Raw genomic sequence first — 21,283 nt, forward strand, 5'->3', positions numbered from 1 at the left:
TTCTCTATCAGTGGGGTTAATTATCCGCCTGGCTGTGCAAAGCGACGTCATTCAATGTAAAGAACATCAATCATTGTGAGGTAAATAAGGAGGAAATGCGTACACCGATGTCATGAAAGGATAATTCCAAGATTGCTGAGAAAACGTTACCGCTGTCCGGCTGCAATTAAAAGTCCATTGTTCACCGTAATATAAAAACCTTCATTTTTAAGAATTTTCTTCCCTCAGCTCCCCCCTGAACTACGCTGTTTTCTGAAGGTTATCACTTTAGAAGGACTCTCTATGTCGCAAACCTTACTGCGTGTGCGCGATGGTCGAGGCGCTTCGGTTTCGTTCTCGGAACTGTTATTCGATCTGATCTACGTTTTTGCCGTTACTCAACTTTCCCACTACCTGCTGCACCACCTGACGCTGACCGGCGCGCTGGAAACCCTGTTGCTGTGGTTTGCCGTCTGGCTGGCGTGGCAATACACCGCCTGGGTGACCAACTGGTTTAATCCGGATACCCGCCCCATTCGCATCCTGCTGTTCGCCATCATGCTGTTGGGGCTGTTCGCCTCCTCCGCGCTGCCGCAGGCGTTTGGCGAACGCGGGCTGATGTTCGCACTGTTCTACGTGGCGATTCAGGTTGGCCGTTCCTGGGTGGTCCTGAACCTGCTCGAGGCCGAGCACCCGTTGAAGCAAAACTTCCGCCGTATTCTGGGCTGGATGTGCATTTCGGCGGTATTTTGGATCCTGGGTGGACTGGCGGAAGGCAATAGCCGGCTGCTGCTGTGGGCGCTGGCGGTGCTGTGCGAATACGTTTCGCCGATGTTCGGTTTCCGCCTGCCGGTGCTGGGCCGATCCGACAGCAGCAGTGAATGGACCATAGAAGGCCATCATCTGGCGGAACGCTGCCAGCTGTTCGTGATCGTGGCGCTGGGGGAAACCATTCTGATTACCGGTTCTACCCTCAGCGAAATGGAAACCTGGACAGTGCCGGCGCTGATCGCATCTCTGGTGGCCTTTATCGGGAGTCTGGCGATGTGGTGGGTCTATTTCGATACCAGCAGCAAAGCCGGCAGTCACGCCATCAGCCAGGCGGAAAACCCCGGCCAGTTGGGTGCCAACTTCCACTATGTGCACGTGGTGCTGGTCGGGGCAATTATCGTCTGCGCCGTCGCCAACGAACTGGTGATCGCCCATCCCGACGGCCATATCGGCAACGTGACGGCAGCGGTGTTGCTTCTCGGTCCGGCCATTTACCTGCTCGCCAACGCCTTGTACAAACGGCTGGTGTATCGCCGCTTTCCGTTGTCGCATCTGGTGGGCCTGATCGCGCTGGCCGTGCTGACGCCGATAGCTTACCTGACCGATTTGCTGATGGTGAACGGCCTGACCACGCTGATTATGGTGGTAGTCGCGGTGTGGGAGAGCATCTCGCGGGGCAGAACGCCGCAGAAACAGAACGGCGCGTCCGTATAACAAAGGCGGACAGGGGGCGTTATTCCCCCTGTCACGGCCGTTACTTCAGCGATTGCGGCAGTTTCAGCACCCACAGTTCGCTCAGTGATTCCGGCTTATCCAGCGGCCGCAGTTCGATGCTCGTCGACACGGCTTTACCGTCAAGGGTCAAGCCTCCCTGCTTATCCAACTGGTAATCGCCGATTTTCTTGCCCTTGGGCTCAGCATTCACCAACCTGGCCTGCAGACCAAAATCGTTGTCGTTAATCACCGCAAGCGTGCGATCGTCGATCAACGTCAGACCTTCCACTTTTTCCTGCTGCCAACCCAACTTGCGCAGATCCACCACTTCGCGCTTTTGCGCCAACTTCACGCCGCGTTTGGCGAGATCCTTCGCATCATCAAACTCCAGCGCTTTGTCCTTGCCGTCGAAGGCCGTCAGATCGGTCGCCTGGCTGAGATCGACCAGGTAGATTTTGTTGATCATCTGCTTGTCTTTATCGCTGCCCTGCTCAATCAACAAGATATGCTGGTTGTCCACCGCCACGATGTCGCCGACTTTGGCGTCCTTGGCCTTGTTATAGCTGTCTATATCAATCGGGTAGCCGTACATCGCCGTTTTACCGCTGGCCGGATCAAAACTGACCAGGCGAGTGAATTGCGCCTTGTTCTTGCTCTTGCCATCGACGTCCAGCGTGCTTTGCACCGCCGCCAAAATGCGGCCATCCGGCAAGCGGGTGATGCCCTCGAAGCCTCGGTTAGGTTGACGCCACTTGATAATGTTCGGCAAGCCGCCGGCCACCGCCTGCTCCCCTTTCTGCGGCGCAGGGCCGTATTTGGCGAGGATCTTGCCTTTACTGTCGATATGGATCAGGAAGGGGCCGTATTCGTCGCACAACCAGTAACCGCCGTTACCGTCTGCCGCGATGCCTTCGGTATCCAGCCCGCGCCGATCGCTCGGCAACGTTTTAAGCGTATCGCTCAGCGCCACTTCGTTGGTGGAACCAATCAGCCCGCCCGGCAGCGGCAGCCCGCTGATCGGCCCCTGTTCGTCATGCAATGGGCGCTGATTGCCGGCCACGGCTTTCCCGCCGCCAACGCGGATATCCATCAATGAGGGAACAAACGTGGGGTTGGCGAAGATTTTTGCCTCCTGTTCACCGACCGCAGGCGCATCGGCGTTAGGACCGCGATCGGTGACGGTAGTCAGCAGCAGGTCATTGCCGTCACGGCCATTGAACACCAGGCCGGAGCCGATACCTACCGGCAATCCCTGCGGAAAATTCTTGGCGAAAGCACCCTGATAACTTACGTGCTCCCCGCCGGGAAAACTGACGACATAGCGCTCTACCTCAACGTCAGCGGCATAAGAGATGAGAGGAAACAACGAGGTGATTAACAGCGAAACCGGTTTTATTTTCATGGTTATGGCTCAGAGTCAAGGGAGTGAAGTTCGCAGCTTGCTAAGGTATTAACCTAGCATGACATTTTGATGACAGCCCCGCTAATGTCATGAATCCTAGTGCTAATTAAACATGGCAAATAGAAATTAACAATTAACCTCGGCGAATTGAATGGAAAAAGCAGATGGAAAATTAAATTTTATAAAGGTCTGCTTCAGCTAAAAACAGATCCAACATTTAAGCTTAGGGTAAATTCTTATAAGAAAGATAAAAAAATAAGCAAACGCGCGAAAAACAGAAAAAATATAGCTAAAGTCGCATAGACAAAACTAATTCACGGGGATTTAATACCCGCCGTTATTTAAGGCGCATTAAGAAAATCCTGATAGAAACCTGCATTAATTGAGAAAGGTGTTCTATAGTTTTTAGTGCTAACGATCGTTAGTATTTTCCGTAGGATGGAGTTTATGTCAAAGCGACTATTTGCTGAATTTTTTGGCACATTTTGGTTGGTGTTTGGTGGTTGTGGCAGTGCAGTATTAGCAGCGGCATTTCCACAACTGGGTATTGGTTTTGCCGGTGTGGCACTCGCTTTTGGTCTTACCGTAGTCACAATGGCCTATGCCGTTGGCCATATTTCTGGCGGGCATTTTAACCCGGCCGTTACCGTGGGATTATTTGCCGGCGGCCGTTTCCCGGCCAAAGACGTCATCCCCTATGTGATCGCTCAGGTCATCGGCGGTATCGCTGCAGCGGCCGTGCTGTATTTGGTTGCCAGCGGCAAAGCGGGCTTTGATCCAACCGGCGGCGGCTTTGCCTCCAACGGCTACGGCGAACATTCACCGGGCGGCTATTCTCTGCAATCCGCCATTGTTATCGAACTGGTCCTGACCGCATTCTTCCTGATTGTTATTCACGGCGTGACAGATAAGCGTGCGCCGGCAGGGTTTGCCCCTTTGGCGATCGGTCTGACATTAACGCTGATTCACTTAATCAGCATTCCGGTAACCAATACCTCCGTTAACCCGGCGCGCAGTACCGGCGTGGCAATATTCCAGGGTACCTGGGCATTGCAACAGCTTTGGGTATTCTGGCTGGTGCCGTTAATCGGCGGTGTCGTCGGCGGCCTGATTTATCGCTGCCTGCTGGCAGACAAGAAGTAATTGATATCCTGTCAGGGCAGCCGTTATATCCGATGAATTTCAGATTGAAGTCTGAAAACCGAAGGGGATATCGGCTGCCCTGGCGTTATTTATCCTCTGACGACCTCGAACATCATAATGTCGCTGGTGAAAGAGCCGTCGGATTGAATGGCAAAGTGCTGAAGCACTTCTTCAGAAACCCCCTGCTGCAAAGCGCGAATGGCGGTAACGAAATGCTCCGGCGTACGCATGCGCGCCACCCAACTGCCGAACTCAAGATACAACCGATCCGAAGTCACTTCCCGCACCACCAGCCCAGCCTCAGTCAGCAGACTCAGCCATTCACCAGGCGAATAATTGCGCACATGTGAAGTGTCGCGCAGCACCTCAACAGTTTGCAGATAAATATCCAACAACGGGTGCCCCGGTGACACCACATCCATAAAGATCGCCACGCCGCCCGGTTTCAGTACGCGTTTGACTTCTCGCAGTGCCTGGCCCACGTCATGCCAGTGGTGTGCCGAATAACGGCTGATCACCAGGTCAAAGACGGCATCGTCAAACGGCAGCGATTCCGCCATGCCCTGCTGTACCTGAATATTGTTCAGCCCTTTATCCACGGCCGCCTGGCTAACCACCTCCAGCATCTGCGCGGACAAATCGTAGGCCACTACCTGAGCCACTTTCGCCGCCGCCGTAAAGCTGGCGTGCCCGGCCCCGCACCCCAGATCGAGCAGCCTGGCACCGGCATGGGATGCCAGCAATGTTGCCAGACGCTGCAAATCTTTACCCTGCGCATGCACCGCGCTGGTCAGGTAGGCGCTGGCCTGCTCGCCGAACTGACGATCGACCGCATTTTTATGGCTGTTGCTGATGCTCATGTTTGCTCCTGTTATTGTCAGACTTACGCCCGTGCCGGGTGGCTTTCTTCTCTCGTCATTGCCTCTAAGCGCCGCTGGCGATCACAAACAATTACGGGATACAACCCACTATAATCAGGCTGATATACGGGTACAATATAAGCAGTTATCCTAGTATGAGCAGGTACCCCCCTATGCAATCTGAAGCCTTATCCGGCCCCAAAGCCCTCGGCGCCTTTCTGCGGGCGCACCGCGAGCGCATCACGCCAGACATGCTGGGACTGCCCAGCGCCCCACGCCGCCGCACCAGCGGCCTGCGCCGTGAGGAACTGGCGCAAATCAGCGGTATCAGCGCCACCTGGTATACCTGGATAGAGCAGGGTCGCGAGGTGTCCATCTCTCCGCATACGCTGGCGCGCATCGCCAAGGCGTTACGCCTGGGGCATGCCGAACGTCACTACCTGTTTACCCTGGCGCGGGTGGCCGATCCTGAGCAGGAACAGCATCAGGACCTTGCCAACAGCGCTGTTTTGCAAAGCGTTTACCAGGTGGCGGCGCCCTGCTACCTGCTGGATCTCACCTGGAACATCGTAGCCTGGAACCCGCAAGCAGAAACCCTGTTCAGCGGCTGGCTGGGCCGGGCCAGGACACCCAATCTGCTGCACTTTATGTTCTTCCACCCGCTGGCAAAGACCCTGGTCAGCGACTGGGACGATCGTGCACGGCGCGTAGTGGCCGAGTTTCGCGCAGAAACCAGCCACCACCAGAATACCGAAACGATGCGCGCCTTCGTGCGCAACATGACGCACAACAGCGAAGCCTTTAATCACTGGTGGAAACAGCATGACGTGATGGCGCGCGAAGGCGGCGAACGGGCGTTTGCTCATCCGCTGCAAGGGGCGCTGCGCTATCGGCAACTGACGTTTCATCCGGCGGAAAACAGCACGCTGAAGCTGGTCATGCTGATCCCTTTGCCGTAACTGGTAACAAATTCATAAACAGGTTTACTCACCATTTATTTATTGGTTCACACAAACGCGCTAGGGTGATAGCTACCGATGATAATCATCATCCAGCTTTGTTATTTATCTCCTGAGGTAACCCTATGCAATCTGAAGAACAACGCCTTATCGATGGTTTGTTTGGCCGCTTGAAAGAAGCCGAGACCAAGACGGGCCAGAGGGATCTCCAGGCAGAACAGCTCATCAACCAGCATATCCGTGAACAACCTTCTGCACCTTATTACATGGCGCAGGCGATGATCATTCAGGAAGCGGCGCTGAAGCAACTGGACCAGCGGGTAAAAGATCTGGAGAACCAGATTGCCCAGCAGCAGCAAAATACCGCCAGCCAACAGAGCAGCGGCGGTTTCCTGGCCGGGTTGTTCGGCGGCGGCAATCGCAATACGCCAAGCCCGCGCGACCAGTACCAGGCGCAACAGCAGAATAATGCAGCCTGGAATAATCAGCCGCAGACGGGCTATGCCCCGCAGCAGCAGCCACAACAAGCGCCACAGCAGGCGGCTGCGCCCTCTCGGGCCGGCGGGTTCCTCGGCGGCGCATTGCAGACTGCGGCAGGTGTGGCCGGCGGCGTGGTGTTGGCCGACATGCTGACCGGCATGTTCCGCCATTCACAGCCGCAAGAGATTGTGAACATTATCGACGAAACCCCGGCACAGCCCGTAGATGACAGCGCAATGAAAGATTTTGACGCGTCCAACAACCTCGATACCTTTAACAACGGCGATAATCGCTTTCTGAATCAGGACAACGGCTTCCAGAATGCGGGTTATCAAACCGACGATAGCGCCGACTTCGCGGATGACGATTACAACGACGACGATTCATTTATCTGATCCCGCCCCCTCTCCCCCCGGAGAGGGGTTTTATGTTTCCTCCCCCGCGCAGCTGGTCTACAGTTAAACCTGCCCAATCACAGCAGGTTACGAGAATCCATGCCCAAGATGACCCCTACCGATCCCTATGTCAGCGCTCGCCTGTTGATGCGCCCGCCGGTGGCCGACGATCTGGCCAGGTTTTATGCCATTTTCGGCGACCCGGAAACCCAACGCTTTAACCCCGCCGGCCCCGTAGCCAGAGAAGAACAGGCACGGCAGGTGCTGGCTGAACGGATCGAGAAATGGCGGCAGCACGGCTATGGCTCCTGGGCGATTGCGCTGCGTGAGCGGCCGGAGTGGATCATCGGCTTCGGGGGGCTGTCGTGGCATCCGCTCGGCGCACAGCGCACGGTGAATCTGGGCTACCGCTTTGATACGCAGGTATGGGGAATGGGATTGGCCACGGAAATGGCATTGGCTGCGCTCGAATACGGTTTCGAACACCTGCGGCTGGATGAGATTTCCGCCACCGTGCGTGCAAACCATCTGGCCTCACGTCACGTGTTGGAAAAAGCGGGGTTGCGTTTGGTGGATACGTTAAACGATGTGCCTGACGCCGAGCCAAGCCTGATTTATACCCTGATGCGCAGCGACTATCAGGGCGGTTAAACGGAGGGATCGTCGTTGATTTCCGCCAGCACCCGGCGATAGGATTTCACTTTCTTGCGCTTCTTCAACCAGATGACGGTGGAAACCATAAAGATCACCCCGGACATCGTCAGCACGCCAACCGGATGGCCGTAAAATACCATCAGGGCAAAGTAAACGGCTGAAACGATCGCCACCCATTTCGCCGAATTCCCCACGGCGTTCTTTTCGTGGGTTAGACGGCGGAGATGCTCTTCTTCACTGATTCCCATACGCGCTCCTTTTTTTGGCTGAACGTTTCATTATATGGAGCCAGAGCGCTGATATTTCAATCAATTAAAGAGTAAAGAAGCGTAAAGCTCAGCGGGAACGGCGGGAGCCGGAATGCAGATAGCGCCCCGGCAGATCGGCGCCGGGCAAGGCGGAGCCGTTATTGCGGCCAAATAGCCGGTAGCGATTGCTTGCCACCGCATTGTAAACCCCATCGGCCAGCCGTTGCGGCAGAAAACGCGCCAACGCCAACAGGCGAAATGGCCAACCAAGCTGGCGCAACGCCTGAAAAAACGCCGCCGAACGCAGCCAATGGTGCCCCTGTTCAAGATAAACGATAGAGTCGACACGGTCAGTGGGCAACCCCAGCCAACTCAGGATCGCCTGCCCTTCCGCCGATTGCACCGTCGCCAACAGGATTTTGGCTGGTCGATCGGCGCGGATCAGAAATCTCACCAACCCGTGGCAAAGGTTGCATTCGCCATCGAATAACAACACCCGATCGCCAGGCCGTAGATAAGAAGAGAGATTAGGGGGGATCTTTGGCGAATTCATCCAGCCTCCAGAGGTCTTCACCCCAGACTAGCGCGCATTCCCCCCCAGAGCCAGCAGACTGATGCGGCGTTTAAGGGGCCGGCGGTGCTGGCGGCGTATCCGGCAATGCCACGACCGAGATGCGTACCTCATAATGCTTGGCGCTGCCGGCCGGGATCACCGAGGTCAGCTTATTGATGGTTTCGGTCGGGTTGTCGCTGGCAGAAGTGGCGCAGAACAACTCCCCACCGTGACAGAAGCCTAGCTTCGGCATATGCCCCTCTGGGAAAGGCGGCAAACGGAAGTCTTGCCCTGCCGGCGGCGCATTTTTGTCTGTCGGAGTCGGAGCGGAAAGCGCGCTGACGCTGAACAGCGCCGCGGCTGCCAGGAAAGGCAGCGCCAGTACTTTGCATGCATTTTTCATGATATTGACCTCATTTGCCGGGATTGGGTTTAACCTACCCCGCCCCCGGCAGATGAGAAAGCCGCTTTTCACGACCTTTTCACACCGATGATCTTTGCTTACATCCTGGCGCCAACGTGATCAAAGCTTAAGGATCTTGTAAAGACACATCGGTATTTGCATCCCGCTCGTCGTCTTATTTACCGCGAGTCAGCGTGCTGTAACTGGTCATCAGGTTACGGTAGTCCGGGATATGATTGGAGAACAGCGCGCCCAACCCTTCCACATCGTTACGCCAGTCGCGGTGCAACTCACAGGCCACGCCGAACCAGGTCATCAGCTGTGCGCCTTCGGCTTCCATGCGGCTCCAGGCCGACTGACGCGTCAGCTCATTGAAGGTACCGGAGGCGTCGGTGACCACAAACACCTCAAAACCTTCGCTGAGGGCAGACAGCGCCGGAAACGCCACGCATACCTCGGTGACCACGCCGGCGATGATCAGCTGTTTGCGGCCGGTGGCTTTCACCGCTTTCACGAAGTCGTCGTTATCCCAGGCATTAATCTGCCCCGGACGTGGAATAAAAGGCGCATCGGGAAATTGGGCCTTCAATTCCGGCACCAGCGGGCCGTTCGGGCCTTCTTCGAAGCTGGTGGTCAGGATGGTTGGCAGGTTGAAATACTTCGCTAAATCACCCAGCGCCAGTACGTTGTTTTTAAAACGATCGGGATCGATATCACGCACCAGTGAAAGCAGCCCTGCCTGATGATCCACCAGCAATACGACAGCCTGATCCTTGTCGAGGCGTTTGTAATTTGCAGTCATGGTTTACTCCTGTCGGGTTTTGATTGTTTGCGGGTATATGCGCCCCCGGCCACAAAGCCGGGAACACAGAAGTATCAGTGTAGTGTCTGACCCGGAGAACGTGTTCCGGGCCAGGAGGGATGGCTTAGCTCGTCTCGTACTTTGTAGCCATGGTACCGAACTTGCCGCCGTTGAAATCGCTGAAAGCCTGCTGGATTTCAGCGTCGCTGTTCATCACGAACGGGCCGTAGCCGACGATAGGCTCATCGATCGGTTCGCCGCTCAGCACCAGCAAGGCGACATCGTTATTGGCTTCGATAGTGATCGAATCGCCCGCACGGTCAAACCTGACCATTTGGGTTTCACGCACCACTTCCTCGCCGTTAACATGAATGGCGCCGTGCAACATCACCAACGCCAGCGTATGGCCTTCTTCCACCGTCAATGTGGTGGTATGGCCGGCGTTCAGCTTCATGTCCCACACGTTGAGCGGGCTGAAGGTGCGAGCCGGGCCGGCGTGGCCGCCAAAGTTACCGGCAATCACCCGAACCTGCCCTGCGCCGTCCGCCAGCGGAACCACCGGAATATCCGCATTCAGCAGCGTCTGATAACCCGGCTCGGCCATTTTGTCTTTGGCCGGCAGGTTGACCCACAGCTGTACCATTTCCATGGTGCCGCCGTTGCGTGAGAAATCCCGTGAATGGAACTCTTCATGCAAAATACCCGAGGCGGCGGTCATCCATTGCACGTCGCCGGGGCCAATCACCCCGCCGCTGCCGGTGGAATCGCGGTGCTCCACTTCGCCCTGATACACGATGGTCACCGTTTCAAACCCGCGATGCGGGTGCTGACCAACGCCACGGGTGCCGGAGGCAGAGCGGAATTTGGTTGGCGCGGCATGATCCAGCAGCAGGAACGGACTCATTTCCGCCCCCAGATCGTTATAGGAGAACAGCGAATTCACCAGAAAACCGTTGCCGACCCAATGGGCTTCAGGGCTATCGTAAATACCGAGGATCTTTTTCATCTTGAACTCCTGTTTCAGGTCTCGCGACCTTACGTTGATGCCAGAAGTTTAATTGAACGCCATTTGCTGCAGTAGTAGGCAAGATGTACACTCAGCGTTCTATAGGTAGAACGATAAGGACGGGCGATGTTCACCGATTTGAACGATCTGTTTTATTTCGCCAGCGTGGTCGATCATCAGGGATTTGCACCTGCCGGCCGGGCGCTGGGCATCCCGAAGTCCAAGCTCAGCCGCCGCGTGGCGCTGCTGGAAGAGCGCCTGGGCGTGCGCCTGATTCAGCGTTCAACGCGGCGTTTCTCCATCACCGAAGTCGGCCAGAACTACTACGTTCACTGCAAGGCGATGCTGGTGGAAGCCGACGCCGCGCAGCAGGCCATTGAGCAAACCCGCGCGGAACCCTGCGGCACGGTGCGCATGTCTTGCCCGGTGGCGCTCCTGCATACTCGCGTCGGCAGTATGGTGGCGGCCTTTATGGCCGATTACCCCAAAGTGACGGTCCATCTGGAAGCCACCAATCGCCGGGTGGACGTTGTGGGCGAAGGCCTGGATCTGGCGATCCGCGTGCGGCCGCCGCCGCTGGAAGACAGCGATCTGGTACTGAAGATCCTGGCTCAGCGCATCTGGTACATCGCCGCCAGCCCCGCGCTGGTGCGGACCCTTGGCCCGGTGCAGCGGCCTGAAGAATTGGATAAATACCCGACGCTCGATCTTGGGCCGGCGCGGGCACAGCACCAGTGGCAACTGACCGGGCCGGACGGTGAGAAAGTGGAATGGGAACACAGGCCGCGGCTGGTTACCGACGATATGCTGATGCTGCGTACCGCAGCAATTGCCGGCGTCGGCATTGTGCAGCTGCCGTCGATGATGATGCGCGACAACATGCTGCGCGGTGAGCTGGTGCCATTGCTACCCGACTGGCAACCGCAGGGCGGCGTAGTGCATGCGGTCTACCCATCACGCCGTGGGCTGCTGCCTGCGGTGCGGTTGCTGCTCGACTCTTTGGCCCAGCAGTTCGCGATCCTCGAAGAAGAGTGATCAAGCGGTAATTTCGATGGCGTTGCCGTCCGGATCGCGGATGATCGCCTCGTAAAAACCATCGCCGGTCCAGCGCGGCGGTGCCTGCAGGATCCCTTCCTGCCGGGCGCGCTGCGCCAGCAAATCGACCTGGCCCTCATCGCCAACCGACAGCGCAATATGCGCCCAGCCTACGCGCTCATTGGCCTGTTCCGCCGACAGCAGATCCGGCAGGCGCATAATTTCCAGTTGCGGGCCGCAAGCCAGGCTGACAAAACGGGAAACAAAACCCGGGCGGTTGCGGCTAACGTATTCTTCCCCGGCAACGCCGTTGAAATAACGCTGCCAGAACGCCACCTGAGCATCAATATCGCGGGTCCACAATGCAACATGGGCTATTTTCATCTCAGTCTCCGTTAGGCAAATCACTGTAGAGCACCTTGCCACCGCCGTGGGTCACCTGCTGCTCGAGCTGCGGATGCTCGCCGTTTGCGGTAACCAGATAATCGACTCGCCCGGCGGACAGGAAGGTGTAAGGGGCGTAGGTATTGAGTTTGTCGCGGGTACAGAGCACGGCTACGCTGCCGGAGCGCGTCAGCAGACGCAGCTTGAACTGGGCATCCTGGTAATTCAGCGCCGAAAAGCCGCTGGCCGGGTCGTAGGCGCAGATGCCAATAAAGGCCATATCAAAATGAAAACCGTCAATTTCCTGCGCGGCTTTGGCATCCACACAGCCCCCCACATCGGCATCCAGCTCACCGCCGATTAAAATCGTGCGGATCCCCGGCCGTTCCAGCATTTTACCAGCGATGGAAAGCGCATTAGTGACGACGGTCAGCCGCTGGTCGCGTGGTAGCAGGTCGGCCAGATACAGATGGGTACTCCCGGCATCAAGAAAAATGATCTGCCCTGGTTTCACCAGATCCCGCGCGACCAGCGCCAACGCCTGTTTCTCATCGCCGCTTAAATGCAGCCTTTCACTCACCGGCCCGGATGCCGGCGTGGGTGCCAATGCGCCGCCATAAATGCGCTTGCACAGGTTTTGCGCCGCCAACTGGCGCAGATCGCGCCGAATGGTAGCCTCGGTGGTATTCAGACGCTCCGCCATTTCAACCGCCAACACCCGCCCCTGGCGCCGCAGGGTGGCGAGGATCGCGTCATGACGTTCGTTGGGTAATAGTTTTGACATTTTACGGCTCGAAGATGAACAATCGATCACAAATGTACACAAACGAACAAAACCGTACAACATGCGAAGGAAAGAAAAATGCCGGGGAGGGATTTTCGTCGGCGAGATGTTGGCTATACTGAGGCAAGCATCGTTACCGCAGAACGTAACGGCTTGGGCGCTAAGGGAAAAAGATGCTGTCGAAAATCGCGAAGTGGTTATTTCAATTACCGGGCAGGCTGCTTGGACCCATCTTCAGGAATCGCCTGACGATTTTTATCTTCTTTATGCTGATTGCCGCTGGGGTATTCAGCGCCAAACGCTATCTGCGCGCGCATCCAAGCGATGATGAATTTGTGACGACCACTCCCACCGATTACAACCGGGCCATCCAGCGCGAAATGCCGCTGCGCGAAGCACGTGAACAGTGCGGCGGGCCGCTGCACGACAATGCAGGGCAAGCCTGGCCGTCATCGGCCGGTTATCTGCATCAACCGGAACGCCTGACAGGTGCCGGTTTGCATCGTCTGACGCTGGACAATCAAGGCAACGATTTTGCGGTGTTGGTCAGGCTGGAAACGCCCGCAGCACCGCAACAGTTGGCGGAGGTGTTCATTCCCGCCGCCGGCAACTTCGATGTCAAAATCGATTCGGCCGCGGAACACGTGATGAAAATAAAGAACATCAAGAGCGGCTGCAATTTCCGCTCCAGGGCCTTCGCCCTGGGCAAAGACAGCGATTGGCGTATGCCGCTGGAGATGCACGCGAACAGCGGCATCGAGTTCCAATCCATCAGCGATCGCGAATTCTGATATGGCGCCAGATAAATGCCCCGACGCCGTAAAGCTTACTTCTTCACCGGGTGATCGCGGCGAAACAGTTCCCAACTCTCGATTTCCTGGCCATTCGGCAAGGTGCAGGTGGAATACTGGCCGTCGGCGTTTTGCCTGGCGTTCAGCTTGCCGCCGAGCCCGGTGCAATAAACATCTGCCGGGTTTGCCATCCCAATAGGTTTCACCTGCGGCGGTGGCGGCGCTTCGGGAGATTTCACCGCACACCCCTGTAACAGCGTCACCCCCGCCAGCAGGGAGAACATCAGAATTTTTTTCATTTTTGCTCTTATAAACCCCTATGAATTTCAAGTTGCAACCAACAACGCTGCGGCTTGAAATCCGACGGGGAAGTAAAACGGCGGATGGCCGTAGCCCCCCGCCGTTCTGGCTATCAGGAAATAAAGGACGCGCCCTGCTTCAGCACCAGATCGCAGGCTTTTTGCTTCACTTTTTCGGTGATTTGCGAAACGCCCAGGTTGTTCAGATCCAGGCTCTTGCCTTCGCCGGTTTTCAACAGACCGCCCAACCCTTGCTGGTAATCCTGGCTCTTGGCGTTTTCCGTGCTGCTGATACCCAACTTGCTCAGCAATTTGTCTTTCACCGCTTCGGTGCCATTGGCCGACAACACATTGTTTTTCACGCAGTATTGCAGGATGCCTGCGGCGTTGGTCATGCTGCCGGAACTCAACGCCTTATCGCCGCCATTCAGCAGGCCGGTCAGCGAAGACAGCGAAGTGCCGCCGGTGCTGTCCCCTGACTTGCTGAGTTCACCGGCGGCGCTGCTGATGGAATCCATCAGCCCGGCAGCCTGTGCTGCCCCGCAGGTCATCGCCGTGGTCAAGGTCAGCGCCAACAGTAAACGGTGTTTGGTGTTCATTAGGGTAAAGCTCCTGTTTATTTCGCGATAGCGGCGCGCTAAGCGCATGCGCCGGGTTACCTCTTCCGACGCCACGGCCGCCGACAAGTTCCGTTTATCTGTCGCGGCAGCCATTTTTCAGAATTCAGGTCATTTTTGGCAGGAAGAATAGCGGGCGGCGGGCCAAACGGCCCGCCGGGGTCAGAACTGCCAGCGCAGCCAGGCGAAAAACACGTTGCCGTTGTTGTAAGTGCCGGGAATATAGGTCGCCTGGAAGGTCAGCTGTTTATAGCCTATCGACGCCAGCGGCAACGGCGCCGGGATAGGAATGTAGTTCCAGTTGTCCCGCGCGGTAATGCTGGCGGTAAACCCCAGCCCCAGTCGGAAATCCTTGTCATCCAGCGGCCGCCAGATTTTCTCGTAAGCGTAACCGCCGATGGGTTCCCACTTATTGAATGAATCTTTGAACACCATCAGGTAGAGGCCATGCCAGTCTCCGTCGCTATCATAGCGCGAGATGCCATAACCACCGCCCCAAGGGCGCTCATTGTACTTGTCGATGTGCTCGTCATCGTAAGTCCAGCGGTTATGCCAGGTGATGGCCGGTAGATAGATGTCTTTATTCGGCGAGTTATTCCAGGTTTCCGACACGTTATCGGTGAAACGCTGCCACAACCCCGGTTTTTCAGCCTGTACGGAATTGCTATTTCCTGCACCAACCTCTGCGTAAGAAGGTAGTGCAGGAAATACCAATGCCACCGAGCAAGCCAAAATTGTCCGTTTAAAAAACATCATAAAGCTCCTGTAAAATTAAGGCCGGGGATTCTTACCGATCACATTGGCAAGATCAAGCTGTATCTTATTTATCCAAGCTATTTTCCCTGCCCTGTTGTCACTTGGTTAAGTTTAGCTATCGGCAAGGAATATCACCCCGCAGGTCCTATTCCGCGCGCTCAGCCTACTGCTCGCCAAATACCCCGTCTGTCGGAAAACTCCGCAATAATGGAAGGCTCCACGGCATGGGACGATCTTCGTCTTCACGCAAAGTGTAGCGAAATCGTTACTCCCGCTTGAGAGGGAAATGTGATGGCCGCCCCGTTTGCAACTGCGGCTGAAAGCCCACTTTTCAGGCCGCGCCCATCAAACCGGGGCCCGTCAGAATGCTGCGCTTATGTAAATGCAATGTTACATATATGCAACATTGAAAATAACCGCTCATGCCCACCGGTGGGCAACCGGCAAGTTAATGAGAGTATCCAGCGGAGATACTTAAAAAGAGTTATTTATGGTGGAAGGTCATGCGGGAAAAGCAAAAAAGAAACGGCAATAAAAAATGGGGATTAACCCTGCCGGCAAAAGTACCTGACAACTGCAGAGCATCCCATCACCTGTGCTCCCGATCCATTTTTGCCGCTCAATCAGATTCAATGAAAAATGCCAGGCTCGATAACCTTATTTTTAATATTGATTAATGGCAACGTAAACCCCCGAATACAATCCCGCCGTTTCCCACACCACCGCATCAACTTGAACAAGCGGGGAGTTTAAATAATGGTTAAAACCAGCGATACAAACCCGTTTGCGCCAGAGCGGGTTATTTCATTAATCGCCACACAACATCGCCGGCAATGTATTTTGCTGATTTCTGCCTGATAAAAGAAAAGAGATAAAATCCGGAGAAACACATGAAAATCACTATTGGAGCTTTTATTCTGCAACAGCTCCGTACCCTGAACATTGATCGTATCTATGGCGTGCCCGGTGATTATAACCTGGCGCTGCTGGAATTGATTGAACAGGAGAGCGAACTTGCGTTCATCGGTAATTGTAACGAACTGAATGCCTCCTATGCCGCCGACGGCTATGCGCGCCTAAAAGGTGCCGGCGCGCTAATCACCACCTACGGCGTGGGCGATCTGGCCGCGTTGTCCGGTATTGCCGGTGCCTATGCCGAATCCGCACCGGTGATCTGCCTGTCCGGTACCCCGCCGCTGCATGCGATGAAAAACCATGAACTGCTGCACCACACGCTGGCGGACGGTAACTTTGATAACGTCATGAACTGTTTTAAACAGTTCACCGTCGCCCAAGCGTTAATCACACCGGAAAATGCGGCAGTGGAAATTCCGCGCGTTATTTCCCGTGCCTGGACGGAAAAGAAGCCGGTTTATTTGCAACTGCCTTCCGATATTTGCGATGTCGAAATTGAAATATCCCAAGCGGCCACCTCACCGCAATTACCGCAGAGCGATCCTTATAATGTCCAGTTAGCGGCGATGGCGCTGCTGGCGCGCATCAAACAGGCGAGAAAACCGATTATTCTGATCGACCAAATGGTGGATCGTTTTCAGCTACAGCAATTAGTGATCGACGTCGCACATAAATTTGCGATCCCACTCACCAATATGCCGACGGCAAAATGCATTATCCCGGAAACCACCGCAGGCTGGATGGGCGGCTACAGCGGTGACCTGTCACGCCCCGAATTGTACGATCACATGGCGCACGCCGACTGCGTGCTGACCTTCGGCGTGCGCCTGGTCGATTCCACCACCGGTTATTTCTCGCATCACATCCCTGCCGGTACGCAGATTGATATTCAGCCTTTCTCGCTGAAGCTGGGTAACACCTCCTACCCGGCGGTGGCGGCGGCAGACCTGCTGCAAGCGCTGCTGACGCTGGATAAAGGCATAACGGCCCAGCAGCTGACACCGCTCCCAGAACAAAAGCACAGGCTGGCGACGCCGGGCGACGCGGCTCTCGATCAGGCCTATTTCTGGCAACGGATGCAGCGCTTTATTCGGGCGGATGACGTGCTGGTGGTGGAGAACGGCACCTCAGGAGCGGCGATTGGCGGCATGCGCATGCCGGACGGCGTGAAAGTGGTTAATCAGCCGATCTGGGGATCGATTGGTTATACCCTGCCGGCGCTGCTCGGCACCATGATGGCCGCGCCAGATCGTCGGCACCTGCTGTTTATTGGCGATGGCTCCTTCCAGCTTACCGCCCAAGAGGTCTCCACCCTGCTGCGCTATGAGCAAAAACCCATCATCTTCCTGATTAATAACGACGGCTACACCATAGAGCGCTACATTCTCGGGGAAAATTCGTCTTATAACGACATTGGCCCCTGGGATTACGCCAAACTGCCGGCGGTGCTCAACACCCAGGCTACGCCGTTCAGCGTGGCGGTCGAAACCACTCAACAGCTGGAGCTGGCGCTGGAACAGGCTTCACGCCAGGATCGGCTGGCCTTTATCGAAGTCAAGGTGCCGATGATGGATACCCCACCGGTGATGAAAGAGTTCTGCAACCGCTGCAATAACTTCAACTTCGGCCTGACCAACCCGCGCCGCGCATAGCCGCGCCGTTACCCGCCGCCTCTCAGGAAGCGGCGGTTTTCCCCAGCGCCTGTACGATCCGCTGCTGTAGCCTTTGCAGCAGCGGATGATGCCGCTTGGCACCCAGGCGCAGCGCATTCACCACTTCGGGCAGCGGCATGCTGCGTTCAAACCCGCCATCAACCTGTACCCGGCGATCGAGACACTGCTGATTGAGCAGGCCAATCCCCATTCCCGCAGAAATGGCCACCAACATGCCGGCTATCGAGGGGCACTCTACGCAGACCCGGTAATCGATGCCCGCCGCGCTCAGGCGCTCCTCAGCCAGACTGCGGTAAAAGCAGTCCGGGCCATAGCTCACCAGCTTCACCCTCTCGCCCGGCTGATAATGCCACCCGGGTGGGACACACCAGTGAATGCGTTCGCTTTCCAGCGGCACATCCTCGGCGCTCAGGGCATCGCGGAACTGCTGATGCAGCACCAGATCGAGATCCCCCTTCATCAACGCGCTGCGCAATACCTGGCTTTGTTCAATCACCAACTGCACGTCAACCTGCGGATGCTGATGGGTAAATGCCGTCAGCAAGGCGGCGAGTTGGGCCAACGGCATCTGTTCCGTGGCGCCAAAACGTACCACGCCCTGCAACGACGAGGGTGAAAAGTGGGCCAGCGCCCGATCGTGAGCCTGCAGAATGTGCCGCCCGTGCATCAGCAACGCCTCGCCATCGCTGGTGGCGGTCAACACACCGCCCTGCCGATCGATCAGAATACGGCCCAGCTGTTCCTCCAACCGTTTGATTTTCCAGCTCACCGCCGACTGGCTGAGATTGAGCTGTTGCGCGGCGCGCGTCATGCTGCCGGTATCAATGACGCATTGCAGCGCCCGTAATGCATCGATGGATAAACGCGGGTTCATCTGCACACCATGACAAAAGTGGGATTTACTTACCATAACTTGTCATTGGCGTCATGAAAAGAGAGTGAGTAGGTTGGGTACATACAGTCAATCCAATGGAGAGATCATCATGAACAACTTCCCCACCCTGCTTGATCGGCACATTATCGTCGACGGTCATCGCATTGCCGCCGGCGTGCACGGTACAGGCGATCCGCTGGTGCTGGTACATGGTACGCCCGCCCACTCGATAATCTGGCGCAACCTGCTGCCCAGGCTGACGGCAGCGGGCTTTCAGGTCCACCTCTACGATTTACTGGGCTTCGGTGCGTCAGAGCGACCGCTGTCAGCAGACACGTCGATTGCCGCACAGGCGGCGTTGCTGATTGGGCTGCTGGACCACTGGCAACTGGATACCGCCCACGTCTTTGGTCACGATATTGGCGGTGCGCTGTCATTACGTGCGGCGTTTAGCCATGCGGAGCGCTTTCGCTCGCTGACCATCGCGGATATTTGCAGCTACGATTCCTGGCCTTCCCCCACCTGGCGCGGCATTCGCGATAACTATCGTCAGTACGCCGTGATGGATGAACGGCAGCACGCGCAAACCCAGGAGCGACAGTTGAAAATGGCGGTGTTCAACAAATCGCTGATGGAAGGTGAATTATTGCAGCGCTATCTGGCGCCGATCGTCGGCGTGGTCGGCCAACCGGCGTTCTACCAACTGCAAATAGCCCATTACAATGCCCGCTATACTGAGGATTTCGCACAGCGCCTGCCCGAACTGCGCTTGCCGGTGCAGATCCTGTGGGGCGAAAACGATGAATGGCAACCGGTCAGTTACGCCTACCGTTTGCAGGCCGACATTCCCGATGCCAGGCTGCAGGTGATCCCCCAAGCGGGGCATTTTCTCATGGAAGACGCGCCAGAGACAGTGGCACAGCGGCTGGTGGCATTTATACACTCACTTTAAACGGGGCAATCTGCCCAGGAGAAAACCTGATGCAACTGATTGGCATGCTGGACTCACCCTATGTGCGCCGGGTGGCTATTTGCCTGAAATTATTGGGCATCGAATTTGAACACCGCGCCGTGTCGGTATTTAGCGATTTTGAACGGTTCAAAACCCTCAATCCGGTGGTGAAAGCCCCGACGCTGGTGCTGGCCGACGATCAAATACTGATGGATTCTTCTCTAATTCTGGAGTACGCAGTCGGGCTGGCCCCCGCAGGCCAGGCCCTGCTGCCGGAGCACGGGCCTGCACGGTTGCGCGCTTTGCAACTGACCGGGCTGGCGCTGGCCGCCTGCGAAAAAACGGTGCAAATCGTTTATGAACGGCAGCAGCGCCCGCAGGAGAAACAGCATCAACCGTGGTTGGATCGCGTTCAGGGCCAATTGCTGGCGGCTTACGCCGAACTGGAGAAGTTTCTGGCGCAAACCGCCGCGGTACCGCAGCCAATGGGCAGCGCGGAAGTGAGCGTAGCGGTGGCCTGGAGCTTTACTCAACTGATGCTGCCCGAACGGATTACTGCGCAGGCGCACCCGGTGCTGGCGGCGTTTACCGCCCAAGCCGAGCAACATCCCGCCTTTATCAGCACCCCTCAGGTTTAACCCGCCGATGCGCGCGCCAGGCAACGCTGGCGCCGCTCATCCACCCGCTTGGCAAACCAGGCGGTGGTGAGTTTACGGGTGATTTTCGGGCTTTCCAGCTGGATGCCCGGCAGCATTTCACGCGGCAACGTCTTGCCGACCGTTTTTTCCGCCAGGGCATAGACCCGCTCATAAAGACGGGTATCGGCAAACTCGAGCAGATCCCCTTTCTCCAGCGCCCCGCGAATCGCCGAATCGCTCATATCCAACCTTTTGCCAAGCGTGCGCACAGCCAGTTCGGTGGAGCCGGGTTTATCGGTGCCGTAGTTAATCAAATCACCGTCCAGCGCCAACGGAATGCCGCTCGCCCGGCTGACCGCACTCTGGAACGCCGCATTGCGGCTGGCGTACCAGCCGGCATTGAAGTCGGCAAAACGATAGATCGGCTGGCTGTAGTCGGCCGGGTAACCCAACAGGTGCGCGATACCAAAGTACATACCGCCACGGCGACTGAACACTTCACGGCGGATCGAGCCGTCGATCGGGTACGGATAACCTTTGGCGTGCGCCTCGGCAAAGGCGATGCTCACCTGCATCGGCCCGGCGGTATGCACCGGGTTCAGGCTGCCGAACAGTTTTTGCCCCATCGGGACCGTATCGATCATGTCATCGAAGATGTCGCTCAGATCCTTCTCGGTGCGCACTTTATCCAGCCGCTCGCTGTAACTTTTGCCGTTCGGCGATTTGATCAGCAGCGCGGTATGCACCAGAAAGTTCGGGATATGCAACTGGTCGGCACGGCGGTCGATCTCTTTCCAGGCGATGTTGGGCAATCCCGCGACCGGCGGATTGGCCTGGAAGGTCGATTCTTGCTCGGTCACCGCCAGCACCGAACACAGATTTTCGGTGTTCGGTTCTATGCCCTGTGCGGCAAAGGCGGCGGTGATATCGGTGGCCCAGCCCTGGCGATCGGCAGCGTTGGCCGGTATCAGCCGCACCAGTTGCGCCTTGACGTCGGCGGGACGATGCTCCGGCGCTGTCGTGGTTTTCGTAGTACAACCGGCCAGCACCAGCAGCGCGGCCAGGCTCAGCGGCCCTAAGCTTGTGGGGGAGATAAAACGGCGAATTAACATCTTTTCCCTGATCGTTTGGCATAATCTGCACTGAAGTTAGCCCAGCCGGAGAACGCGATCCAGTTAAAAATAGGCGGTTCGGAT

At 56.6% G+C, this 21,283-nt stretch carries 24 protein-coding genes; 10 read left to right on the top strand and 14 right to left on the bottom strand.

Annotated elements, in window-relative coordinates:
* Positions 1-282: 282 nt before the first annotated feature.
* Complete coding sequence (locus tag QZQ97_RS13080) at positions 283-1,464, top strand: low temperature requirement protein A (protein ID WP_311993742.1); 1,182 nt, start codon at positions 283-285, stop codon at positions 1,462-1,464.
* A 40-nt stretch (positions 1,465-1,504) separates the two neighbouring features.
* Here QZQ97_RS13080 and QZQ97_RS13085 read toward each other — a convergent pair whose 3' ends face one another.
* Positions 1,505-2,866, bottom strand: a complete 1,362-nt coding sequence (locus QZQ97_RS13085) for an esterase-like activity of phytase family protein (RefSeq protein WP_311993743.1) — start codon at positions 2,864-2,866, stop codon at positions 1,505-1,507.
* A 447-nt stretch (positions 2,867-3,313) separates the two neighbouring features.
* On the opposite strand from QZQ97_RS13085, the gene aqpZ reads away from it, so the two are divergent.
* Positions 3,314-4,009 carry an aquaporin Z gene (aqpZ, locus tag QZQ97_RS13090; protein WP_311993744.1) on the top strand — a complete coding sequence of 232 codons (696 nt, stop codon included), beginning with the start codon at positions 3,314-3,316 and terminating at the stop codon, positions 4,007-4,009.
* A gap of 89 nt (positions 4,010-4,098) precedes the next feature.
* Here aqpZ and QZQ97_RS13095 read toward each other — a convergent pair whose 3' ends face one another.
* Positions 4,099-4,869: a class I SAM-dependent methyltransferase gene (locus QZQ97_RS13095; RefSeq protein ID WP_311993745.1), complete on the bottom strand. Its 771-nt coding sequence runs from the start codon at positions 4,867-4,869 to the stop codon at positions 4,099-4,101.
* A gap of 173 nt (positions 4,870-5,042) precedes the next feature.
* On the opposite strand from QZQ97_RS13095, the gene QZQ97_RS13100 reads away from it, so the two are divergent.
* From QZQ97_RS13100 to QZQ97_RS13110, 3 genes are all read left to right on the top strand, one after another.
* A complete protein-coding gene (locus tag QZQ97_RS13100; RefSeq protein ID WP_311993746.1) occupies positions 5,043-5,828 on the top strand; it encodes a helix-turn-helix transcriptional regulator in 786 nt (261 codons plus the stop codon).
* 125 nt (positions 5,829-5,953) lie between these two features.
* Entirely contained in the window at positions 5,954-6,703 is a 750-nt protein-coding gene (locus QZQ97_RS13105) for a DUF2076 domain-containing protein (RefSeq protein WP_311993747.1), read from the top strand.
* A 99-nt stretch (positions 6,704-6,802) separates the two neighbouring features.
* Positions 6,803-7,354 (top strand): GNAT family N-acetyltransferase, encoded by a 552-nt coding sequence (locus tag QZQ97_RS13110; RefSeq protein WP_311993748.1) that lies wholly within the window; start codon positions 6,803-6,805, stop codon positions 7,352-7,354.
* Here QZQ97_RS13110 and QZQ97_RS13115 read toward each other — a convergent pair.
* From QZQ97_RS13115 to QZQ97_RS13135, 5 genes are all read right to left on the bottom strand, one after another.
* A complete protein-coding gene (locus QZQ97_RS13115) occupies positions 7,351-7,605 on the bottom strand; it encodes an ABC transporter ATP-binding protein (RefSeq protein WP_311993749.1) in 255 nt (84 codons plus the stop codon). The genes QZQ97_RS13110 and QZQ97_RS13115 overlap by 4 nt on opposite strands.
* Before the next feature lie 88 nt (positions 7,606-7,693).
* The gene (locus QZQ97_RS13120) at positions 7,694-8,158 is read right to left on the bottom strand and encodes a thiol-disulfide oxidoreductase DCC family protein (protein WP_311993750.1); all 465 of its coding nucleotides are present in this window, start codon (positions 8,156-8,158) and stop codon (positions 7,694-7,696) included.
* Positions 8,159-8,228: 70 nt separating this feature from the next.
* Entirely contained in the window at positions 8,229-8,561 is a 333-nt protein-coding gene (locus tag QZQ97_RS13125) for a hypothetical protein (RefSeq protein ID WP_311993751.1), read from the bottom strand.
* A 175-nt stretch (positions 8,562-8,736) separates the two neighbouring features.
* Complete coding sequence (gene ycaC / locus QZQ97_RS13130) at positions 8,737-9,363, bottom strand: isochorismate family cysteine hydrolase YcaC (protein WP_006321239.1); 627 nt, start codon at positions 9,361-9,363, stop codon at positions 8,737-8,739.
* 124 nt (positions 9,364-9,487) lie between these two features.
* Entirely contained in the window at positions 9,488-10,369 is an 882-nt protein-coding gene (locus QZQ97_RS13135; RefSeq protein ID WP_311993752.1) for a pirin family protein, read from the bottom strand.
* Between the two features lie 126 nt (positions 10,370-10,495).
* Between QZQ97_RS13135 and QZQ97_RS13140 the strand changes: the two genes are divergently transcribed.
* A complete protein-coding gene (locus tag QZQ97_RS13140; RefSeq protein WP_311993753.1) occupies positions 10,496-11,404 on the top strand; it encodes a LysR family transcriptional regulator in 909 nt (302 codons plus the stop codon).
* Here the strand turns inward: QZQ97_RS13140 and QZQ97_RS13145 are convergent, their stop codons facing one another.
* Positions 11,405-11,788 carry a VOC family protein gene (locus QZQ97_RS13145; protein ID WP_311993754.1) on the bottom strand — a complete coding sequence of 128 codons (384 nt, stop codon included), beginning with the start codon at positions 11,786-11,788 and terminating at the stop codon, positions 11,405-11,407.
* Position 11,789: 1 nt separating this feature from the next.
* Positions 11,790-12,572: a DeoR/GlpR family DNA-binding transcription regulator gene (locus QZQ97_RS13150; RefSeq protein ID WP_311993755.1), complete on the bottom strand. Its 783-nt coding sequence runs from the start codon at positions 12,570-12,572 to the stop codon at positions 11,790-11,792.
* Positions 12,573-12,745: 173 nt separating this feature from the next.
* Here QZQ97_RS13150 and QZQ97_RS13155 point away from each other — a divergent pair, with 173 nt between their 5' ends.
* The gene (locus tag QZQ97_RS13155; RefSeq protein ID WP_311993756.1) at positions 12,746-13,363 is read left to right on the top strand and encodes a hypothetical protein; all 618 of its coding nucleotides are present in this window, start codon (positions 12,746-12,748) and stop codon (positions 13,361-13,363) included.
* 35 nt (positions 13,364-13,398) lie between these two features.
* Here QZQ97_RS13155 and QZQ97_RS13160 read toward each other — a convergent pair whose 3' ends face one another.
* The 3 genes from QZQ97_RS13160 to pagP all read right to left on the bottom strand — a co-directional run bounded on the left by QZQ97_RS13160 (position 13,399) and on the right by pagP (position 15,035).
* Entirely contained in the window at positions 13,399-13,662 is a 264-nt protein-coding gene (locus tag QZQ97_RS13160) for a putative hemolysin (protein WP_311993757.1), read from the bottom strand.
* 113 nt (positions 13,663-13,775) lie between these two features.
* Positions 13,776-14,261, bottom strand: coding sequence for a DUF2501 domain-containing protein (locus QZQ97_RS13165; RefSeq protein ID WP_311993758.1), 486 nt, complete (start codon positions 14,259-14,261; stop codon positions 13,776-13,778).
* A 180-nt stretch (positions 14,262-14,441) separates the two neighbouring features.
* Positions 14,442-15,035 (bottom strand): lipid IV(A) palmitoyltransferase PagP, encoded by a 594-nt coding sequence (gene pagP, locus QZQ97_RS13170; protein ID WP_311993759.1) that lies wholly within the window; start codon positions 15,033-15,035, stop codon positions 14,442-14,444.
* A gap of 890 nt (positions 15,036-15,925) precedes the next feature.
* Here pagP and QZQ97_RS13175 point away from each other — a divergent pair.
* Positions 15,926-17,602: an alpha-keto acid decarboxylase family protein gene (locus tag QZQ97_RS13175; RefSeq protein WP_311993760.1), complete on the top strand. Its 1,677-nt coding sequence runs from the start codon at positions 15,926-15,928 to the stop codon at positions 17,600-17,602.
* A 22-nt stretch (positions 17,603-17,624) separates the two neighbouring features.
* On the opposite strand, the gene QZQ97_RS13180 is transcribed toward QZQ97_RS13175, so the two are convergent.
* Positions 17,625-18,533, bottom strand: coding sequence for a LysR family transcriptional regulator (locus QZQ97_RS13180; RefSeq protein WP_311993761.1), 909 nt, complete (start codon positions 18,531-18,533; stop codon positions 17,625-17,627).
* A 70-nt stretch (positions 18,534-18,603) separates the two neighbouring features.
* Here QZQ97_RS13180 and QZQ97_RS13185 point away from each other — a divergent pair, with 70 nt between their 5' ends.
* The gene (locus QZQ97_RS13185; protein ID WP_311993932.1) at positions 18,604-19,449 is read left to right on the top strand and encodes an alpha/beta fold hydrolase; all 846 of its coding nucleotides are present in this window, start codon (positions 18,604-18,606) and stop codon (positions 19,447-19,449) included.
* Positions 19,450-19,478: 29 nt separating this feature from the next.
* Positions 19,479-20,087 carry a glutathione S-transferase gene (locus tag QZQ97_RS13190; RefSeq protein ID WP_311993762.1) on the top strand — a complete coding sequence of 203 codons (609 nt, stop codon included), beginning with the start codon at positions 19,479-19,481 and terminating at the stop codon, positions 20,085-20,087.
* Here the strand turns inward: QZQ97_RS13190 and QZQ97_RS13195 are convergent.
* On the bottom strand, positions 20,084-21,199 hold the full coding sequence (locus tag QZQ97_RS13195; RefSeq protein ID WP_311993763.1) for a DUF1615 domain-containing protein: 1,116 nt from the start codon (positions 21,197-21,199) through the stop codon (positions 20,084-20,086). The genes QZQ97_RS13190 and QZQ97_RS13195 overlap by 4 nt on opposite strands.
* Between the last annotated feature and the right edge of the window lie 84 nt (positions 21,200-21,283).

The organism is Serratia sp. root2 (assembly GCF_031931805.1).
Lineage (GTDB): Bacteria > Pseudomonadota > Gammaproteobacteria > Enterobacterales > Enterobacteriaceae > Serratia > Serratia inhibens.

Excerpts from the sequence above, each read along its gene's own strand:
- QZQ97_RS13080 (WP_311993742.1), top strand. The coding sequence starts at position 283 with ATGTCGCAAACCTTACTGCGTGTGCGCGATGGTCGAGGCGCTTCGGTT.
- QZQ97_RS13085 (WP_311993743.1), bottom strand. The coding sequence starts at position 2,866 with ATGAAAATAAAACCGGTTTCGCTGTTAATCACCTCGTTGTTTCCTCTC.
- aqpZ (WP_311993744.1), top strand. The coding sequence starts at position 3,314 with ATGTCAAAGCGACTATTTGCTGAATTTTTTGGCACATTTTGGTTGGTG.
- QZQ97_RS13095 (WP_311993745.1), bottom strand. The coding sequence starts at position 4,869 with ATGAGCATCAGCAACAGCCATAAAAATGCGGTCGATCGTCAGTTCGGC.
- QZQ97_RS13100 (WP_311993746.1), top strand. The coding sequence starts at position 5,043 with ATGCAATCTGAAGCCTTATCCGGCCCCAAAGCCCTCGGCGCCTTTCTG.
- QZQ97_RS13105 (WP_311993747.1), top strand. The coding sequence starts at position 5,954 with ATGCAATCTGAAGAACAACGCCTTATCGATGGTTTGTTTGGCCGCTTG.
- QZQ97_RS13110 (WP_311993748.1), top strand. The coding sequence starts at position 6,803 with ATGCCCAAGATGACCCCTACCGATCCCTATGTCAGCGCTCGCCTGTTG.
- QZQ97_RS13115 (WP_311993749.1), bottom strand. The coding sequence starts at position 7,605 with ATGGGAATCAGTGAAGAAGAGCATCTCCGCCGTCTAACCCACGAAAAG.
- QZQ97_RS13120 (WP_311993750.1), bottom strand. The coding sequence starts at position 8,158 with ATGAATTCGCCAAAGATCCCCCCTAATCTCTCTTCTTATCTACGGCCT.
- QZQ97_RS13125 (WP_311993751.1), bottom strand. The coding sequence starts at position 8,561 with ATGAAAAATGCATGCAAAGTACTGGCGCTGCCTTTCCTGGCAGCCGCG.
- ycaC (WP_006321239.1), bottom strand. The coding sequence starts at position 9,363 with ATGACTGCAAATTACAAACGCCTCGACAAGGATCAGGCTGTCGTATTG.
- QZQ97_RS13135 (WP_311993752.1), bottom strand. The coding sequence starts at position 10,369 with ATGAAAAAGATCCTCGGTATTTACGATAGCCCTGAAGCCCATTGGGTC.
- QZQ97_RS13140 (WP_311993753.1), top strand. The coding sequence starts at position 10,496 with ATGTTCACCGATTTGAACGATCTGTTTTATTTCGCCAGCGTGGTCGAT.
- QZQ97_RS13145 (WP_311993754.1), bottom strand. The coding sequence starts at position 11,788 with ATGAAAATAGCCCATGTTGCATTGTGGACCCGCGATATTGATGCTCAG.
- QZQ97_RS13150 (WP_311993755.1), bottom strand. The coding sequence starts at position 12,572 with ATGTCAAAACTATTACCCAACGAACGTCATGACGCGATCCTCGCCACC.
- QZQ97_RS13155 (WP_311993756.1), top strand. The coding sequence starts at position 12,746 with ATGCTGTCGAAAATCGCGAAGTGGTTATTTCAATTACCGGGCAGGCTG.
- QZQ97_RS13160 (WP_311993757.1), bottom strand. The coding sequence starts at position 13,662 with ATGAAAAAAATTCTGATGTTCTCCCTGCTGGCGGGGGTGACGCTGTTA.
- QZQ97_RS13165 (WP_311993758.1), bottom strand. The coding sequence starts at position 14,261 with ATGAACACCAAACACCGTTTACTGTTGGCGCTGACCTTGACCACGGCG.
- pagP (WP_311993759.1), bottom strand. The coding sequence starts at position 15,035 with ATGATGTTTTTTAAACGGACAATTTTGGCTTGCTCGGTGGCATTGGTA.
- QZQ97_RS13175 (WP_311993760.1), top strand. The coding sequence starts at position 15,926 with ATGAAAATCACTATTGGAGCTTTTATTCTGCAACAGCTCCGTACCCTG.
- QZQ97_RS13180 (WP_311993761.1), bottom strand. The coding sequence starts at position 18,533 with ATGGTAAGTAAATCCCACTTTTGTCATGGTGTGCAGATGAACCCGCGT.
- QZQ97_RS13190 (WP_311993762.1), top strand. The coding sequence starts at position 19,479 with ATGCAACTGATTGGCATGCTGGACTCACCCTATGTGCGCCGGGTGGCT.
- QZQ97_RS13195 (WP_311993763.1), bottom strand. The coding sequence starts at position 21,199 with ATGTTAATTCGCCGTTTTATCTCCCCCACAAGCTTAGGGCCGCTGAGC.